This window comes from Roseovarius sp. SCSIO 43702, assembly GCF_019599045.1.
GTDB lineage: Bacteria > Pseudomonadota > Alphaproteobacteria > Rhodobacterales > Rhodobacteraceae > Roseovarius.
In genome coordinates this window covers 378625-396738 of sequence record NZ_CP080623.1, presented here as the reverse complement: position 1 = coordinate 396738, position 18114 = coordinate 378625, and the positions used below count along the sequence as shown (strand labels likewise).

14 protein-coding genes and 1 pseudogene are annotated in these 18114 nt (G+C 66.2%); 12 read left to right on the top strand and 3 right to left on the bottom strand.

The genetic code is table 11. From position 1 onward, the window contains the following. Window positions 1-4: 4 nt before the first annotated feature. Window positions 5-1555 carry a trimethylamine methyltransferase family protein gene (locus K1T73_RS01810; protein ID WP_220602303.1) on the bottom strand — a complete coding sequence of 517 codons (1551 nt, stop codon included), beginning with the start codon at window positions 1553-1555 and terminating at the stop codon, window positions 5-7. A gap of 184 nt (window positions 1556-1739) precedes the next feature. Between K1T73_RS01810 and K1T73_RS01805 the strand changes: the two genes are divergently transcribed. Continuing rightward, entirely contained in the window at window positions 1740-3188 is a 1449-nt protein-coding gene (locus K1T73_RS01805; RefSeq protein ID WP_220602302.1) for a TrkH family potassium uptake protein, read from the top strand. Beyond that, window positions 3188-4783 carry a thiamine pyrophosphate-binding protein gene (locus K1T73_RS01800; RefSeq protein ID WP_220602301.1) on the top strand — a complete coding sequence of 532 codons (1596 nt, stop codon included), beginning with the start codon at window positions 3188-3190 and terminating at the stop codon, window positions 4781-4783. The genes K1T73_RS01805 and K1T73_RS01800 overlap by 1 nt, the downstream gene beginning before the upstream one ends. A 258-nt stretch (window positions 4784-5041) precedes the next feature. Here K1T73_RS01800 and aroC read toward each other — a convergent pair whose 3' ends face one another. Further along, complete coding sequence (gene aroC, locus K1T73_RS01795; protein WP_220602300.1) at window positions 5042-6151, bottom strand: chorismate synthase; 1110 nt, start codon at window positions 6149-6151, stop codon at window positions 5042-5044. A gap of 143 nt (window positions 6152-6294) precedes the next feature. On the opposite strand from aroC, the gene K1T73_RS01790 reads away from it, so the two are divergent. The 4 genes and pseudogenes from K1T73_RS01790 to K1T73_RS01775 all read left to right on the top strand — a co-directional run bounded on the left by K1T73_RS01790 (window position 6295) and on the right by K1T73_RS01775 (window position 9205). Further along, window positions 6295-6588: a ribbon-helix-helix domain-containing protein gene (locus tag K1T73_RS01790; RefSeq protein WP_220602299.1), complete on the top strand. Its 294-nt coding sequence runs from the start codon at window positions 6295-6297 to the stop codon at window positions 6586-6588. An 88-nt stretch (window positions 6589-6676) separates the two neighbouring features. Continuing rightward, entirely contained in the window at window positions 6677-7072 is a 396-nt protein-coding gene (locus K1T73_RS01785) for a VOC family protein (RefSeq protein WP_220602298.1), read from the top strand. 31 nt (window positions 7073-7103) lie between these two features. Then, complete coding sequence (locus K1T73_RS01780; RefSeq protein WP_220602297.1) at window positions 7104-7622, top strand: Twin-arginine translocation pathway signal; 519 nt, start codon at window positions 7104-7106, stop codon at window positions 7620-7622. 15 nt (window positions 7623-7637) lie between these two features. Next, window positions 7638-9205 (top strand): annotated as a pseudogene (locus tag K1T73_RS01775) (GMC family oxidoreductase). Window positions 9206-9317: 112 nt separating this feature from the next. Here the strand turns inward: K1T73_RS01775 and ald are convergent. Further along, window positions 9318-10436, bottom strand: a complete 1119-nt coding sequence (ald, locus tag K1T73_RS01770) for an alanine dehydrogenase (protein ID WP_220602296.1) — start codon at window positions 10434-10436, stop codon at window positions 9318-9320. Window positions 10437-10569: 133 nt separating this feature from the next. On the opposite strand from ald, the gene K1T73_RS01765 reads away from it, so the two are divergent. From K1T73_RS01765 to K1T73_RS01740, 6 genes are all read left to right on the top strand, one after another. Further along, complete coding sequence (locus K1T73_RS01765; protein WP_220602295.1) at window positions 10570-11028, top strand: Lrp/AsnC family transcriptional regulator; 459 nt, start codon at window positions 10570-10572, stop codon at window positions 11026-11028. 105 nt (window positions 11029-11133) lie between these two features. Next, window positions 11134-13260 (top strand): polysaccharide biosynthesis tyrosine autokinase, encoded by a 2127-nt coding sequence (locus K1T73_RS01760; RefSeq protein ID WP_259400412.1) that lies wholly within the window; start codon window positions 11134-11136, stop codon window positions 13258-13260. 46 nt (window positions 13261-13306) lie between these two features. Then, entirely contained in the window at window positions 13307-14737 is a 1431-nt protein-coding gene (locus K1T73_RS01755) for a mannose-1-phosphate guanylyltransferase/mannose-6-phosphate isomerase (protein ID WP_220602293.1), read from the top strand. Between the two features lie 116 nt (window positions 14738-14853). Beyond that, entirely contained in the window at window positions 14854-15975 is a 1122-nt protein-coding gene (gene gmd, locus K1T73_RS01750) for a GDP-mannose 4,6-dehydratase (protein ID WP_259400409.1), read from the top strand. A 3-nt stretch (window positions 15976-15978) separates the two neighbouring features. After that, on the top strand, window positions 15979-16902 hold the full coding sequence (locus K1T73_RS01745; RefSeq protein WP_220602292.1) for a GDP-L-fucose synthase: 924 nt from the start codon (window positions 15979-15981) through the stop codon (window positions 16900-16902). Next, the gene (locus K1T73_RS01740) at window positions 16899-18077 is read left to right on the top strand and encodes a DegT/DnrJ/EryC1/StrS aminotransferase family protein (protein WP_220602291.1); all 1179 of its coding nucleotides are present in this window, start codon (window positions 16899-16901) and stop codon (window positions 18075-18077) included. The genes K1T73_RS01745 and K1T73_RS01740 overlap by 4 nt, the downstream gene beginning before the upstream one ends. Window positions 18078-18114: the final 37 nt, after the last annotated feature.

The window sequence follows — 18114 nt, the reverse complement described above, 5'->3', positions numbered from 1 at the left end:
TCGGTCAATACTCCTGGTTGAGGGCATCGGCGGCCGGGATCTCGCGCTCGCGCCGTGCGATATAGTCGAGAAGCGCCTCGTTCACCGCCTGGTCGAGGGCCGGTTCCTGATACTCGGCCAGAAGCGTGCGCGCATGGGCAAGGGCGCGTGCGGTCGCATCGGCGGCGCCCTCGGCCTGCCATTGCTCGATCGGGTTGTTGTCGAAGAGTTCGGGCATGAAGAAGGCGCGCTGGAAATTCTCGAGCGTGTGCGGGTGGCCAAGGTAATGCCCCCCGGGCCCTATCTCTGCCACCGCCGCCAGCGCCTCGTCGAAATCGTCCCAACGGATGCCCTCGGCCATGCGGTAGGCCATGGCGCATTGCTCGGCATCGACGACGAATTTCGCCATGGAGCAATGCATCCCCGCCTCGTTCCAGCCGGCGGCGTGCCACATGTAGTTGGCGCCCGCCATCTGGAGCGCCATGAGGGTGACGGCACTTTCGTAGCCCGCCTGCGCGTCGAAGGTCTTGGCCCCGCCGAGCGTCGTCGAGGACCGCCACGGGACGCCATAGTGCCGCGCCATCTGGCCGATCATCAGGTTCATGAGGCTGATCTCGGGGGTGCCGGCCATGGGCGCGCCGGATCTCATCGAGACGGTGCTGAGATAGTGGCCGTAGATCGCCGGGCACCCTTTGCGGATGATCTGCGTGTAGGCCAGCGCGCTGAGCGCCTCGGCGTTGAGCTGCGCCACGGCGGGGGCGACGGACGCGGGTGTGTTGGCCCCGCCCAGCACGAAAGGCGAGCAGAGCACCGGCTGGTTCCGGCGATTGAAGGCGCGCATGGCCCCCAACATCGTTTCGTCCCACACAAGGGGCGAGTTGCCGTTGCAATTGCCCGTCACGACCGCGTGCGTCTCGAGAAACTCCTCGCCGAAGAGGATCGCGCACATGTCGAGCACGTCCTCGGCATTCTTCGGGCTTGTCGTCATGCCCATGAACATCTTGTCGGAATGTTTCATGGAGGAATAGGTGATGCGCAGGTGCCGCTGGCTGATCGGGTGATCGTAGGGCTCCACGATGTGATGCGCGGACGAGTGCATCGCGGGCAGCATCTGTGACAGCTTGTGGAAACTCGCCAAGTCCTCAAGCGTCGGGTTGCGGCGCACATCGTCGAGGTCGCGCAGGTAGGGGGCGCCGGTCATCGGCACGAAAACGGCTCTATCCTTGCCGAAAGGCAGGTTATTCTCGGGGTTTCGGGCGTGGTAGGTGAAGGTTTCCGGGATCGTCGAGATCAGGTCGCGCACGAGGCCGCGGTCGGGATAGACCATTTCGCCCACCACTTTCGCCCCCGCCCTGCGCCAATCCTCAAGCGCGATGTCGTCGCGGAAGACGACGCCCACGTTCTCGAGGATATGCATGGAGGCCGCGTCGATGCGCGCGATCTGCTCCGCATCCATCGGCTCGGTGAGGGGCAGGTTGCGGCGCAACGCGGGCAGCATGGCAATGTCGCGCGTCTGGCGAAGGGTCTTGCGGGCGTCGCGCCCACGACGCGCGTGCCTGGCGACGCCGCCGGTCATCCGCCCGGCTGCCCGGACCCGTCGGCCCGGTCGCATGAAAGCGCGGCGCGGACCTGCCGTGGCATCGGAGAAAAACCTGTCATGCTCCTGCGCCCTCCCCTGCGTCAATCTCTATACACTCGGGGCCACCTGTCCAGCCTCCATGCGCCTTGACACCGTTCGAACCAGACGCCAACGCTGCGCCATGTTCGACTTGCGCCCTGTGGGATACGTGATTGGCCTCACCGTGCTGGCCCTTGGCCTGACGATGGTGCTGCCGATGCTTGTCGACATCGCGGAAGGGCGCGGGCACTGGCCCGTTTTCGCCGAGAGCGGCATTCTCACGATCCTGACCGGCGGGCTCGTCGCGATGAGTTGCCGCAACGGCGTGCGGGAGGGGCTGACGATCCAGCAGACCTTCCTTCTGACCACCGGGGTCTGGGTCGTGCTGCCGATCTTCGGGGCGCTGCCGCTGGTCATGGGCGCGACCGGGCTTGACGTGACCGACGCGGTGTTCGAGGCGATGTCGGGGCTCACCACCACCGGCGCGACGGTGATCGGGGGGCTCGACGAGCTGCCCAAGGGCATCCTTCTGTGGCGCGGTATCCTGCAATGGCTGGGCGGGATCGGGATCATCGTGGTGGCCATGGTCTTCCTGCCCGAGCTGCGGGTCGGCGGGATGCAGATCTTCCGGACCGAAGCCTTCGACACGATGGGCAAGATCCTTCCCCGTGCCAGCGCCATCGCCTCGCAGATCTCGATCATCTATCTCGGGCTCACGCTGGCCTGCGCGCTGTGCTACACCTTCCTGGGCATGAACACGTTCGACGCGACGGTCCATGCGCTCACCACCGTCTCGACAGGCGGGTTCTCGAATTACGACGCTTCCTTCGGCACCTTCTCGGGGCTGCCCGAATACGCCGCCGCGATCTTCATGATCCTGGCGGCGCTTCCTTTCGTCCGCTACGTCCAGCTCGTGAACGGGAGCGCGCGGCCGCTGTTCTGGGACGCGCAGGTGCGCGGGTTTCTCCTGACCGTGCTGGTCCTCGTCGTCTTCGTCGCCGCGATCCTCATCAATACGTTTCCCCACCACCCGGAGCAGGCGTTCCGGGAATCGCTGTTCAACATCACCTCGATCATCTCGGGCACCGGCTATGCCAGCGTGGATTACATGACGTGGGGCGCGCTTCCGATCTCGATCTTCTTCTTCGTGGGCCTGATCGGCGGCTGCGCGGGATCCACATCCTGTTCTGTAAAACTCTTTCGTTACCAAATCCTTTTCGCCTCGATCCGTTCGCAGGTCCGGCGCATCTATCTGCCTCACGGGGTCTTCACCCCCCGCTACGACAACAAGCCCATCTCCGACGACGTCCTGAACTCGGTAATGGTGTTCTTCGTCTTCTTCGTCCTCACGCTGGGCGTGGTGTCGGTGGCGCTGGGGCTGACGGGGCTCGATTTCATCACGTCGGTCTCCGGCGCGGCCTCGGCCATCGCGAATGTCGGCCCGGGACTTGGCGAGACGATCGGCCCGGCGGGGAACTACGCACCACTCAACGCGACCGCGAAATGGATCCTGACCGCCGCGATGCTCATCGGGCGGCTGGAGCTCATGGCGGTCTTCGTACTGTTCACGGTAAACTTCTGGAGGGCATGATGGCCAAGAAAGACACGCAGACGCGACCCCTGGGCGCGCAGATCTCGCATATGCTGAAATCGCGGGGGGTGGACACGATCTTCGGCATTCCCGGCGTCCATAACCAGGAGATGTATCGCGGCATCGAGGAGGCCGGGATCACCCATGTCCTCGCCCGGCACGAGCAGGGCGCGGGCTTCATGGCCGATGGCTATGCACGGGCGAGCGGGCGGCCCGGCGTGGCCTATGTCATCACCGGGCCGGGCCTGTGCAACATCATGACACCCATGGGCCAGGCCTATTCCGACAGCGTGCCGCTCCTCGTGCTGTCCTCCTGTCTCGACGAAACGGCGAACTATCGCGGACAGCTTCACCAGATGCTCGACCAGGAGGGCGCGGCACGGACGGTCTGCGACTGGTCCCACGAGGCGCGTGACGCGGCGTCGGCCTATGCGCTGATCGACCGGGCGTTGCAGGAATTCACGCTTCAGCGGCCACGCACGAAACACGTGCAGGTGCCCATCGCCGCGCTCGAGGGTGAGGCCGAGGCGGCGCCCGACCTGCCGCAGCCCGTCTCGCGAAGCTTCGGCGATCTGCCGGGCGGCATGGCACAGCGGATCATGTCGGCGAAGCGCCCCCTCTTCGTGCTGGGCGGCGGAGCCCGCGGCGACGTGGAGGCCGCGCGCGAGGTAATCGGCAAAATGGGCGCGGCGAGTATCGCGACCGTGGCGGGGCGCGGGGTCATGCCGCGCGATTACCCCTTGAATTACGGCGGTTTCCTTGGCCGGCCCGAAAGTGCGGAGGTGGCGCAGGGCGCCGACCTCGTGGTTGTCGTCGGCAGCGAGCTGGCCGAGGTGGATCTCTGGCGGCGCGAGCTTGGCTACGAGGGCGAAATGATCCGCGTGGATATCGACCCCGAGGTGCTCTCGCAGCCCGGCGGCGGCCAAGGCGTGCTGATGGACAGCGGGGCGTTCTTCCGCGCGCTGCAGGAGGCGATGGAGGATGGCGACGCCGCGGGCGGCGGCTGGAACGCCGACGAGGTGGCGGCGCAGAAGAAACGCTGGCGCGCCGCGCTCGAGGCCGAGCGGCCGGGCATCCCTCGGGTGGTCGACGCGTTGCAGGCGGTGATGCCCGAGGACGCGATGATCTTCTCGGACATGACGCAATTCGCCTATGTCTCGAACGAGATGTGGGACATGCCGCAGCCCGGCCACTGGCATCACCCGACCGGCTTCGGCACGCTGGGCTACGCGATGCCGGCGGCCATCGGCGGGGCCGTGGCCCGGCGCGGCAAGCCCACGGTCGCGATCGCGGGCGACTACGGATTCCAGTATACGGTTCAGGAGCTTGGCGCCGCGGTGGAACTGGGCCTGCCGCTGCCGATCCTGCTCTGGGACAACGGCAAGCTGAAGGAAATCGAGGACAGCATGGTCGGCGCGCAGATCGCCCCCAACTCGGTGATCGCGCATAACCCGGACTTCCCGGCGCTGGCTAGGGCCTATGGCGCCCATGCGGAGACGCCCCAGAGCCTTCCCGCGCTTCAGGACGCGCTTCTGAAGGCGCTCGAGGCGGACAAGCCGACGCTCATTTACATGACGGGGGAGATGACCGACTGATTGCGCGAATCAGGCCTGGAAAATCCCCCAAGTGATTGGTTAACCGAGGAAATCGGCGTGGATCGCGATGTCGGTATCCACGTCGGTATCCACGTCGGTATCACGTCGGTGCAATCGTGCGGTGACCCCCGGGATTAACGCAACGGTCGGTGCCGCAACCCGATAGACGGTGAAAATTCCGCTTGGAATTTCATCGAAGGGCGCAGCCGTTTTCCACGCGGAGAACGAGCCGGAGAATTCGGCGTTTCCGGCGCGAGGTCAGCCGATCTCGCCCCTCGGACCCAGCCCGCCCACCTGCCCGCGATGCAGGAGCAGGTGGTCGAGGATCACGCAGGCCATCATCGCCTCGGCGACGGGCACGGCGCGGATGCCGACGCAGGGGTCGTGGCGGCCCTTGGTGACGACTTCGGTGGGGGTGCCGTCCATGCGGATCGAGCGGCGGGGCGTGAGGATGGAGGAGGTGGGTTTCACGGCGAAGCGGACGGTGATGTCCTGCCCGGTCGAGATGCCGCCCAGGATGCCGCCCGCGTGGTTCGAGCTGTACTCGGGTTGCCCGTCGTCGCCCATGAATATCTCGTCGGCGTTGTCGGTGCCGGTCAGGCGCGCGGCGGCCATGCCCTCGCCGATCTCGACGCCCTTGACGGCGTTGATCGACATCATCGCGGCGGCGAGGTCGGTGTCGAGCTTGCCGTAGACGGGCGCGCCGATCCCTGCCGGAACGCCGCGCGCGACGACCTCGATCTCGGCCCCGACGGAGTTCCGGTTCTTGCGGATCTCCTTGAGATAGGCATCCCACTCGGCCACGGCGGCGGCGTCGGGCACCCAGTAGTCATTGCCGTCGATCGCGTCCCAGTCGAAACGGTCGCGGTCGATCGCGACCTCGCCCATGCGGGTCATGTAGCCCTTGATCTCGACCCCCGGCACGAGTGCCTCGAGCGCGGCGCGCGCCACGCCGCCCGCCGCCACGCGCGCCGCCGTTTCGCGCGCCGAGGAGCGGCCACCGCCGCGATAGTCGCGATGCCCGTATTTCTGGTGATAGGTGATGTCGGCATGGCCGGGGCGGAAGGTCTGGGCGATCTCGCCGTAGTCGCGCGAGCGCTGGTCGGTGTTCTCGATCATGAGCTGGATGGGCGTGCCGGTGGTCTGCCCCTCGAACACGCCCGAGAGGATGCGCACGGCGTCGGGTTCGTCCCGCTGGGTGGTGTTTTTCGTCCGGCCCGGCCGCCGCTTGTCGAGCCAGACCTGCAGCGCGGCCTCGTCCACCGCAACGCCCGGCGGGCAGCCATCGACCGTGGCGCCAAGCGCCGGCCCGTGGCTTTCGCCCCAGGTGGTGAAGCGGAAGAGGCGTCCGAAGGTGTTGAGGCTCATGCGCAGGCTCCTTTGGACAAGGGGGATAGCGGCGGGATGCCGCGCCCTCAAGGGCTATCGGCCCGGATATTTTGACTTTGCGTCGCCGTGACCCTACCGTTGGTTCCCTGACCACACATGCTTTTGACTGGGAGGATCAATTCATGTGCGAGATTTTCGCGGGACAGCAGCCGAACCGCTATACCCCGATCACGCGGCGCATCCGCCTGAACGGGCAAAGCACGAGCATCCGCCTCGAGGCGGCGTTCTGGGCCATCCTTGACGAGATCGCGGGGAGCCAGGGCCTGAGCACGCCGAAATTCATCTCGACCCTGCATTCCGAGGTTCTGGAACTGCACGGGGAAGCTGCGAACTTCACCTCGCTTTTGCGCTGTGCGGCGCTTGTCCACCTGGGCGAGGCCGAGGCAGGCAACGCCGCGCCGCTGGCTGCCGAATAATGGCGGCGATGTAGTAGGGGGTTACTACCCCGACCGCCGATTCCCGGTCTAGGCTGAAGCTGAGTTTCAGCAAGACAGGGAGGATGGCTTGGCCAAGATCGTACACATGATGATCCGCGTTCTGGACGAGGCGCGGTCGGTTGCATTCTATGACGAGGCGTTCGGGCTGAAGCCCGCGCATCGCATCGAGTTCGACAGTTTCACGCTGGTTTACCTGAAGAACGACGAAAACGACTTCGAGCTCGAGCTCACCATCAACAAGGGCACCGAGGCGCCGTATGACCTCGGCAATGGCTATGGCCACATGGCGGTGGTCGTGGATGACCTCGACGCCGAGCACGCGCGGTTCAAGGCCGCCGGCTTCGAACCCCGCAAGCTGGTGGATTTCGAGCGCGACGGCGAATTGCTGGCGCGGTTCTTCTTCGTGACCGATCCCGATGGCTACGAGATCGAGGTCATGCAGCGCCACGGGCGCTATCGCTGAACTGAACGACAATAAAAAGGGAGGAAGCAAAATGTTGAAACACAAAGCCACCTTGACCCGACGCGAACTTCTGGCGCGTGCGGGCGGGGCGACCGCGTTGGTCGCGATCGGGAGCGGGTTCATCGCCGCGCCGGATGCCGCCTGGGCGCTGGAGGTCGTGAACATCACCGAACACGAGATGGCCACGCTGATCCAGATGGCGCGGGACATCTATCCGCATGACCGGATCGGGGATCAGTTCTATGCGGTCGCCGTCAAGGGATACGACAGCGAGGGCACGCGCGACATGGTCGCCCAGGGCATCGCGATGCTGGACGAGAAGGCGCGCGCGGCGGGTCACGGCGATTACAAGACGACGCCATGGGAGGAAAACCGCGTCGCCCTCCTGCGCGAGATCGAGGACGAGCCGTTCTTCCAGACGGTGCGCGGGGGCCTGGTGACAGGGCTCTACAATCAGAAGGATGTCTGGCCGATCTTCGGCTACGAAGGCGAGAGCTTCTCGCAGGGCGGGTATATCGACCGCGGTTTCGACGACATCGCGTGGCTCTGAGGGGAGGCGAGGAAAATGGCACAATTCGACAAGAACGACGACAGCGTCGTGGTGGTGATCGGGACAGGGGCCGGGGGTGGCGTTCTGGCCAACGAGCTGGCGCAGAAGGGCGTGAAGGTCGTCGCGCTCGAGGCCGGGGGCGCTACCTCCCCGAGGATTACGTCAACGACAAGTGGGAAAGCTTCGGCCAGCTGGCCTGGACCGATGCGCGCACCACCTCGGGTGATTGGCGCGTGGCCCGGGATTTCAGCGGGCTGCCCGCCTGGATCGTGAAGGCCGTGGGCGGCACGACGACGCACTGGGCCGGCGCGAGCCTTCGGTTCCAGGATCACGAATGGAAGGCGCGCACCACCTATGGCGAGGTCGAGGGTGCGAACCTTCTGGACTGGCCCATCGACCCGCGCGAGATGGACGCCTATTACGACAAGGCCGAGAAGAAGCTGAACGTGACGCGCACGAACGGCAATCCGGGCCTGCCGGGAAACAACAACTACAAGGTGTTCGAGGCGGGCGCCAAGGCGTTGGGCTACGAGGAGGTCCATACCGGCAACATGGCCATCAACTCGCGCGATACGGATACGCGGCTGGCCTGTCAGCAGACGGGCTTCTGCTTCCAGGGGTGCAAGTGGGGCGCGAAATGGTCCACGGCCTATACCGACATTCCCGACGGCGAGGCCACCGGCAACCTCGAGGTGCGCGAGCGGGCGCATGCCGCGCGCATCCTGCACAATGACGAGGGAAAGGTCACGGGGGTCGAGTATTTCGACGCGGACGGCAACCTTCAGATGCAGAAGGCCCGCATCGTCGCCGTCGCCGGCAACTCGTTCGAAAGCCCGCGGCTTCTGCTCAACTCGGCGTCGTCGATGTTCCCCGACGGGCTGGCCAACTCATCGGGGCAGGTGGGGCGCAACTATATGCGGCACATGACGGGATCGGTCTATGCGATCTTCGACAAGCCGGTGCGCATGTGGCGCGGCACCACGATGGCCGGGATCGTCCAGGACGAGGCCAAGCATGACCCGACGCGCGGCTTCGTGGGGGGCTACGAGCTCGAGACGCTGAGCCTCGGCATTCCGTTCATGGCGGCGTTCCTGAACCCCGGTGCCTGGGGGCGCGAGTTCACCACCGCGCTTGACGCCTACGAGAACATGGCCGGCATGTGGATCGTGGGCGAGGACATGCCGCAGGAGACGAACCGCGTCACATTGAACACCGACGTGACGGATCAGCATGGACTGCCCGTCGCCAACGTGCATTTCAGCGATCACCCGAACGACATCGCGATGCGCAACCACGCCTACAGACAGGGCGAGGCGATGTATCGCGCGGTGGGCGCCACGCGGATTCTGCCGACGCCGCCCTACCCGTCCACCCATAACCTCGGCACCAACCGCATGTCGGAAAAGCCCGAGGACGGCGTCGTGAACAAGTGGGGGCAGACGCATGACATCCCCAACCTGTTCGTGTCGGACGGGTCGCAGTTCACCACCGGCGCGGCGGAGAACCCGACGCTGACCATCGTGGCCCTGGCGATCCGGCAGGCGGATCACATCGCGAGCGAGATGAACGCCGGGAATATCTGAGGCCGTCAAGGCGCGGCGCAGGGCGGGGGCGACTCCTTCGGGGGTCGCCTTCGCCATGAAAAAAGGGCGGCCACGGGGCCGCCCAGTACGGGAAGAGAGAAAAGGGGAAGGATCAGCCGTTCACCACTTTCTCGGGAGAGACGGTGTCGATGCCGAGCGCCTCGCCCACGGCCCTGTAGGTGAGCTGACCGGCATGGACATTGAGCCCGTTCATGAGATGCGGATCGTCGGCGCAGGCCTTTTTCCAGCCCTTGTCGGCCAGCGCCAGCATGAAGGGCATCGTGGCGTTGCCCAGCGCCTGGGTCGAGGTGCGCGCCACCGCGCCCGGCATGTTGGCCACGCAGTAATGCACGATGCCGTCGACCTCGTAGATGGGGTCCTGGTGCGTGGTGGCCTTCGAGGTCTCGAAACACCCGCCCTGGTCGATGGCCACGTCCACGAGCACCGAGCCGGGCTTCATCATCGAAAGCTGATCACGCGTCACGAGCTTGGGCGCCGCGGCGCCGGGGATGAGCACGGCACCGACGATCATGTCCATGCGCGGCAGAAGCTCCTCGATGGCGGCCTTGTCGGAATACTGGGTCGTGAGCGTGCCGAGGAACACGTCATCGAGATACGAAAGCCGCGGCAGCGAGCGGTCGAGCACGGTGACATTCGCGCCCATGCCCACGGCGACCCGCGCGGCCGCCGCGCCGACCACGCCGCCGCCGATCACGGCGACATTGGCGGGCCGCACACCGGGCACGCCGCCCATGAGCACGCCGCTGCCGCCATTGGCCTTTTGCAGCGCCCACGACCCGCTTTGCGGTGCGAGGCGCCCGGCGACCTCGGACATCGGCGCCAGGAGCGGCAGGCCGCCGTTCCGGTCCGTCACGGTTTCATAGGCGATGGCCGTGCAGCCCGAGGCCAGCAGGTCCCTGGTCTGTTCGGGATCGGGCGCGAGGTGGAGATAGGTGAAGAGCACCTGCCCCTCGCGCAGCATCTTGCGTTCGGAGGCCTGCGGCTCCTTCACCTTGACGATCATGTCGGCGGTGGCGAAGATTTCCTCGGCCGTGTCGATGATGCTGGCGCCCGCCGCCTCGTAATCGGCATCGGTGAACCCGGCGCCATCGCCCGCGCCCTTCTGGACGATGACGTCGTGGCCGTGCGCCGTGGCTTCCTGCGCGGCGTTGGGCGTGAGGCCCACGCGAAATTCCTGCGGCTTGATTTCCGTGGGGCATCCGATTTTCATGTAGTGTCTCCTCCCTTTTGGCGAAGTCTGGAGGAAAAGACGCGCAAACGGATGCGAAATTTCTCTCGCACACCGCGATAAATTCGGGATAATCTCGCGCAGGAAGCCGGAAACCGCGAAGGGAATTGCGTGAATGTCACTCGACGATCTAGATCGCCGGATCCTCGCCGCGCTCCAGAGACGCGGGCGCATCTCGAATTCGGACCTGGCGGAACAGGTTCACCTCTCGGCCAGCGCCTGTCACCGACGGGTGCAGCGGCTCGAGGCGGAAGGATATATCGCGGGCTACGTGGCGCTTCTCGACGCGCGGCGGATGGGGCTTCCCTCGACCGTGTTCGTCGAGATCACGCTCAGCACGCAGGCCGAGGACGTGCTCGACGCCTTCGAGAAGGCCGTCGCGCGCATTCCCTCGGTGCTGGAATGCCACCTGACCGCGGGCGCGGCGGATTACATCCTCAAGGTCGTGGCCGAGGACACCGAGGATTTCGCCCGCATCCACCGCCAGCACCTCGCACGGTTGCCGGGCGTGGCAAAGATGCAGTCGAGCTTCGCGCTCCGCACCGTCAGCGCGACCACGGCCCTGCCGGTGTGAAACGGCCATAGGTCGCCACCACCCTGGATTGCAAGATTGTCATTTGCGCACGGGTGTGTGAAAGGGTCCGCAATTCGCTCAGTCCACGCCACGATGGATCGACCCATGAGAGACTCACCGAACTTCATGCCGGCCAGCCAGGCGCCCTCCGCCGTCCCGGACAGCGATGAGATCGACCTGCGCGATCTCGCGCGGACGATCTGGCGCGGCAAGCTCTGGATCGCGCTCTGCGCCGCGATCGGCCTTTTTCTGGGGGCCTATTACGCGTTCGTGAGCGCGACGCCCGTCTATACCTCGAGCGCGGTCGTGATGCTCGAAAGCCGGCAGGAGCAGGTGGTCGATATCGAAAGCGTCATGACCGGGCTTTCGGGCGACCAGGCGTCGATCAACACCGAGGTGGAGGTCATCCGCTCGCGCGGGCTGCTGAAGAAACTCGTGCGGGAGTTGAACCTCGTATCCGATCCCGAGTTCAATCCCGAGCTTCGGCCGGTGCCGCTTATCTCGGTGGGCCGCATCGTGGGCTGGCTGCGCGCGCTCGTCGGCGGCGGGCCCGACCCGGTGGCCGGGAACGCGGAGGACCGCACCCTCCACAAGGTCATCGACAACGTGAGCGACGCGATCTCGGTCTCGAACGTGCGGCAAAGCTATGTCTTCAGGATCACCGCCACGACAGAGGATCCGCGCAAATCCGCCGCGATCGCCAACACGCTGGCCGATCTCTACATCCGCGAGCAGATCGAGGTAAAATTCGCCGCGACCGAGAAGGCGACCGAGTGGCTGACCGACCGCGTGAGCGAATTGCAGGTCGAGCTGGAAAGCGCGCTGGCCGCGGTCAAGGAGTTCAACGCCGGCACCGAGCTCATCAGTCCCGAGGCGCTGGCCGCGCTGAACCGCCAGCTCAAGGAAACGCGCGACCGCCTGCGCGACGCGCGTGCGAATCTCGAGGCGGCCGAGACGCGGCTCGCCGCGCTCCTGGCGGCAGAGGCGACGGGTGACGCGGAGGAGATGGCGCAGGAGGCCGGGGACACCGCCCTGTCGCGTGTCCTGCGCACCATGGACGGCGCCCGGAGCGAGGCCTTCGATACGCGGTTCGAGCAAGTCGTGGACCGCGCGCGCCTCGAGGTCGAGCGGGCCCGGAGCCAGATCGACGCGCTCGAAACCTCGATCGCGACGCAGGAGGCGCAGATCGAGACGCAGTCCGCCGACCTCGTCCGGCTTCAGCAGCTCGAGCGCGAGGCCGAGGCGAGCCGGCTCATCTACGAGCATTTCCTGAGCCGGCTGAAGGAGACGTCGATCCAGCAGGGCATCCAGCAGGCCGACAGCCGCCTCCTGAGCGAGGCCGTGGTGCCGCGCAACCCGTCGGCGCCGCGCAAGAGCCTGGTGCTGGTCATGTCGCTGATGCTGGGGGCGATGGTGGGTGTCGCGGCCGTGCTGGGCCGGGAATACGCGCAGAACACGTTCCGGGTGGCCGAAGATCTGGAGGCGAGGACCGGCTATACGGTGCTGGGCCAGATCCCCGCGATCCCGGCGCGCAAGCGCAGGCAGGTCCTGAAGTATCTGCGCGACAAGCCGAACTCGGCGGCGGCCGAGGCGATCCGCAACCTGCGCACGTCGGTCCTTCTGTCGGATATCGACAACCCGCCGCGCATCATCATGTCGACCTCGTCCATTCCGGGCGAAGGCAAGACCACGCAGTCCATCGCGCTCGCGCAGAACCTCGCGAACATGGGCAAGCGCGTCCTGCTGATCGAGGGCGACATGCGGCGGCGCGTCTTCGCGGAATATTTCGACATCCAGCCCCGGCAGGGCCTCATGTCGGTGCTGACCGGCGACGTGGCGCTGTCGGAAGCGGTCATTCACGAGCCGTCCCTCAAGGCCGATCTGCTGATGGCGGAAGGGACGAAGATCAACGCGGCGGACGTCTTTTCCTCGGACCGCTTCCGCGCCTTCCTCGACGAGCTGCGCGAGCTTTACGACTATGTCGTCATCGACACACCCCCGGTCCTTGCGGTGCCCGAACCGCGGATCATCGGACAATGGGTCGACGCGATCCTCTATACGGTGAAATGGGACAGCACGTCGCAGCGGCAGGTGCGCGAGGGGCTTCGGGCCTTCGAGAGCGTCAACCTGCGGGTTTCGGGCCTCGTCCTTGCGCAGATCAGCGCGAAAGGTATGAAGCGCTATGGCTATGGCGACAGCTATGGCGCCTATAACGCCTATTACGCCAACTGACGGGCGCGCGGCCGATCCCGCGCCCACCACAAGGACGGGACGAGCGATGACGGCACAAGAAACGATCACCCCTGTGCTTCTGACCGGCGGGTCGGGGACACGGCTCTGGCCCGTGTCGCGCAAGAGCTACCCCAAGCAGTTCACCCCCTTCCAGCACGGCGACAGCCTGTTTCAGCAGACCCTCACCCGCCTTTCGGGAGAGGGATTCGCCGCGCCGCTGGTCATGACCGGCGAGCCGTTCCGCTTCATCGTCGCGGAACAGATGCAGATGGCGGGGGCCGAGGGCCGCATCGTGATCGAGCCCGACGGTCGGAACACCGCACCCGCCCTTCTGGTCGCGGCGCTGGCCCTGGCCGAGGCGGAGCCCGAGACGCTGATGCTCGCGGCGCCGGCGGATCACCTGATCCCCGACGCCGAGGCGTTTCGCGCCACGGTGCAGGCCGGCGCGGAGGCGGCGCGCTCGGGCCGCATCGTCACCTTCGGCATCACCCCCGACCGGCCCGAGACGGGATACGGCTATCTCGAGCTGGCGCCCGGAACGGACGAGGGACCGGGGCCGCATCCGCTCGTGCAGTTCGTCGAGAAGCCCGATGCCGAGGCGGCGGCGCGGATGCTGGAGGCGGGCAATTTCCTCTGGAATTCCGGGCTGTTCCTGATGGCGCCCGCCACGTTGATCGCCGCGTTCGAGACCCACATGCCGGACATGATCGCCCCCGCCCGCGCCGCGCTGGATGGCGCGCGCCGGGATCTCGATTTCGAGCGGCTTGCGCCCGAGCCGTGGGCCGAGATGCCAGATCTTTCCATAGATTACGCCGTGATGGAAAAGTCCGAAGCGCTCATGGCCGTGCGGTTCGGCGGCGCATGGTCGGACCTTGGCGGCTGGGACGCGATGTGGCGCGCGGCTGCACCCGACGAGGATGGCGTCGCGGTCGAGGGCGCCGCGCTGGCGCTCGATTGCCGGGACAGCTACCTGCGGTCGGATGTGGACGATCTCAAGCTCGTGGGCCTCGGGCTCGAGAACGTGCTGGCGGTCGCGACGCGCGACGCGGTTCTGGTGGCCGACATGCGGCGCGCGCAGGACATCAAGCAGGTGGTGGCCCGGCTGAGGCGGGACGGCGCGCGGCAGGCCGAGGAATTTCCCGTCGATCATCGCCCCTGGGGCTGGTTCGAGACGCTGGTCCTGGCCGAGCGGTTCCAGGTGAAGCGCATCGTGGTCAAGCCCGGCGCGGCGCTGAGCCTTCAGAGCCACGTCCACCGCTCGGAGCACTGGATCGTGGTCGAGGGCACGGCACGCGTGACGGTCGATGACACCGTGACGCTGGTGAGCGAGAACCAGTCGATCTATGTCCCGCTCGGCGCGGTGCACCGCATGGAAAACCCCGGCAAGGTGGACATGGTCCTGATCGAGGTGCAGACCGGCAGCTATCTCGGGGAGGACGACATCGTGCGCTACGAGGACGTCTACAACCGCAACTGAGCGCGCGGAGGCAGGCGCGTGCCCCGACCGGCTTGAATTGCCTCCCGTGCGAAATCGTGTAAGTGATCCCCGTGACGGGCGACGCGCCGGGAAAGCCGCACGAAAAGGAGTTTGTCGTGACGAAAACCGCATTGATGACCGGCACGACCGGCCAGGACGGATCATACCTCGCGGAGCTCCTGCTCGAGAAGGGGTACGAGGTTCACGGGCTCAAGCGCAGGGCGTCCTCGTTCAACACGCAGCGGATAGACCACATCTTCCAGGATCCGCACGAGGAGGATGTGCGCCTGCATCTCCACTACGGGGACCTGTCGGACGCCACCAACCTCATCCGCATCGTGGCCGAGATCCAGCCCGACGAAATCTACAACCTCGCGGCGCAGAGCCACGTGGCCGTTTCCTTCGAGGCGCCGGAATACACCGCGGATATCGACGCGCTGGGCGCACTGCGGCTTCTCGAGGCGATCCGCCTGACCGGGCTCTCGGACAAGACCCGCTTCTACCAGGCGTCCACATCCGAGCTTTACGGCAAGGTGCAGGAGACGCCGCAGACGGAAACGACCCCGTTCTACCCGCGGTCGCCCTATGCCGTGGCCAAGCTCTACGCGTTCTGGGCCTGCGTCAACTACCGCGAGGCCTATGACATCTTCGCCTGCAACGGCATCCTCTTCAACCACGAGAGCCCGCGCCGCGGCGAGACCTTCGTCACGCGCAAGATCACGCGCGGCCTCGCCAATATCGCGCTCGGTCTCGAGGATTGTCTCTTCATGGGCAATATCGACGCGCTGCGCGATTGGGGACACGCCAAGGATTACGTGCGGATGCAGTGGATGATGCTGCAACAGGACACGCCCGAGGATTACGTCATCGCGACCGGCAAGCAGTATTCCGTGCGCGAGTTCATCCAGTGGGCCGCCACCGAGCTTGGCATCACGCTTCGCTTCGAGGGCGAGGGCGTCGAGACGAAGGGCATCGTGGAGGCCGTCGAGGGCGACGTGGCCACCGCCGTCGAGCCCGGCCAGGTGATCGTGCGCATCGACCCGCGCTATTTCCGCCCGACCGAGGTGGACACGCTGCTGGGCGATCCGACCAAGGCGCGCGAGAAACTGGGCTGGGTGCCGCAGATCACCGCGCAGGAGATGTGCCGCGAGATGGTCGCCTCGGACCTCAAGAACGCACGGCGGCACGCGCTTCTGCGCGAGCACGGCATCGAACTGCCGGTATCGCTGGACAACTGAGCGATGCGTGTCCTGATCACGGGCGGCGCCGGGATGGTGGGCCGCAATCTCCGGCGGCATCCCGAGGCCGCGGCGCACGAGGTTCTGGCGCCCCCGCGCGAGGAGCTCGACCTCGCCGACCGGGCGGCGGTGACGCGATACCTGGACGAGGCGCGCCCCGAACTCGTGATCCACGCGGCGGGCCGGGTGGGCGGCATCCAGGCGAATATCGCGGCGCCGGTGCGCTTCCTCACCGACAACCTGACCATCGGTCAGAACGTCATCCTCGGCGCCTGGGAAAGCGGTGTGACGAGCCTCATCAACCTCGGATCGACCTGCATGTATCCCCGCGACGGGGTGAACCCGCTGACCGAGGACCAGATCCTGAGCGCGCCGCTCGAGCCCACCAACGAGGGCTACGCGCTGGCCAAGATCGTGGCGCAGCGGCTTTGCGACTATATCTCGCGCGAGGATGCGGATGTCCGCTACAAGACCCTGATCCCGTGCAACCTCTACGGGCCCCACGACACGTTCGACCCGGCCGCCTCGCATCTCATCCCCGCGATCCTGCACAAGCTGCACCGGGCGAAAACGACCGGCGCGGACATCGTGGAGATCTGGGGCGACGGCACGGCGCGGCGCGAGTTCATGTATGTGGGCGACCTGGCGGATGCGGTGTGGCGCGCGGCGGGCGACATGAGCCGCGTGCCGGACGTGATGAATGTCGGGCTGGGCCGGGACTACAGCATCAACGAGTATTACGAGATCGGCGCGCAGGTGGTCGGCTGGAGCGGCACCTTCCGGCACGATCTCGACCGGCCCGTCGGGATGAAGCGGAAGCTTTGCAGTTCGCGGAAGGCGGCGGATTGGGGCTGGACCGCGTCGGTGCCCCTCACCGAGGGCCTGGAACGAACCTATGAGCATTATCTGAGCGAGGTCGCAAGGTGAGCTACAAATTTCCCCTGGCCACGTCATCGTGGGACGAAGCCGAAATCGCCGCGCTGCATCGCGTGATCGCGTCGGACCGCTATTCGATGGGCGAGGAGGTCGCGACCTTCGAGCGGCAGTTCGCCGCGTGGACCGGCAGCCGCTTTGCCGTGATGGTCAATTCCGGCTCGTCGGCGAACCTCGCCATGACGGCGGCGCTGCGCTACACCCGCAACGATGCGCTCCGCCTCGAACCGGGGGATGAAATCCTCGTGCCGGCGGTGTCGTGGTCGACCACCTACTACCCGCTTCATCAATACGGGCTCCACCTGCGCTTCGTCGATATCGACCGGCACACGCTCAACTACGATCTCGACGCGCTCGAGCGCGCGGTGACGTCCCGAACCCGCGCAATCATGGTGGTGAACCTTTTGGGCAACCCCAACGACTTCGCGCGCATCATGGACCTGGCGCAGGCGCGCGACCTGGTGGTGATCGAGGACAACTGCGAATCCATGGGCGCCACGTTCGAGGGCCGGCAGGCGGGCACTTTCGGTGTCATGGGCACCTATTCGAGCTTCTTCTCGCACCATATCTCGACGATGGAGGGCGGCCTTGTCGTGACCGACGACGAGGAGCTCTACCACGTCCTGCTGTCGATCCGCGCACATGGCTGGACCCGGAACCTGCCGAAGGAGAATCACGTGACGGGGGTCAAGTCGGACGACCCGTTCGAGGAAAGCTTCAATTTCGTGCTGCCCGGCTACAACCTGCGGCCGCTCGAGATGTCGGGCGCGCTGGGCCAGGCGCAGCTTGCGAAACTTCCCGGCCTGATCGAGGGCCGCCGGCGCAACGCGCGGCTCTTCCAGGAGGCGATGCGGAACCATCCCGTCTTCGCCATCCAGGAGGAGATCGGCGAAAGCAGCTGGTTCGGCTTCTCGCTGGTGCTGCACGACCACGTGACCCAGGGCCGCAGGGAGGTCATCCGCGCCCTCGAGGAACTGGGTTTCGAATGCCGGCCGATCGTCGCCGGGAACTTTACCAAGAACCCGGTCGTGAAGTATTTCTCGCACAGTTCCGGCGGCGCGCTGACGAACGCGGACGTCATACAGGATCGCGGGCTGTTCGTGGGCAACCACCACTACCCGATCGACGCGGCGGTCGAGGCGCTGAGCGGGTTCCGCCTCGGGGCTTGAGCGGCGACGGAACCATCCCTCGCCGGACCGGTTGCCA